The sequence below is a fragment of the Polaromonas sp. P1_G2 genome (assembly GCF_056405515.1).
Genome location: NZ_JBFUBY010001683.1, coordinates 1 through 368, shown reverse-complemented (window position 1 = coordinate 368; position 368 = coordinate 1). Strand labels below are relative to the sequence as shown.

Below are 368 nucleotides of genomic sequence, written 5' to 3'. Positions count from 1 at the left end.
CCCGGCATCCTTGCGGGTCTTGGTGCCAGGCTGGTTTTCCTTGATCCTGGCTGCCTGGATGGCAACGGCGCGCGATGGATGCTTGTGCTTGATCTGGATCTGCGCCAGCGTTCCCGGCAGTTTTTGCGGGATGGTGATGTCGGCGCGACGCACATCGACGCGTCCACCCACCGTGGGACCTCTGATAAGGCTGCCGGTGACGGTCAGATCGCCGTTCAGCTTGGCGGCCAAAACCTTGCCGTCGGTATAGACAGCATTTTTCAGCGCGATCTTCAGGTCGGCGGGAAAGCCCGAGGCGGGTGTGATGCCGATGGTTCCCGAGACGTTGAGCGTGCCGCCACCGGAGAGTTTCCCGCTCAGGTTGGCGA

Annotated in this window: 1 protein-coding gene; it reads right to left on the bottom strand. The window is 62.5% G+C overall.

The features are described 5' to 3' along the window. A partial coding sequence (locus tag AC1D0P_RS32105; RefSeq protein ID WP_477680418.1) for a translocation/assembly module TamB domain-containing protein occupies positions 1–368 on the bottom strand: 368 nt, incomplete at both ends.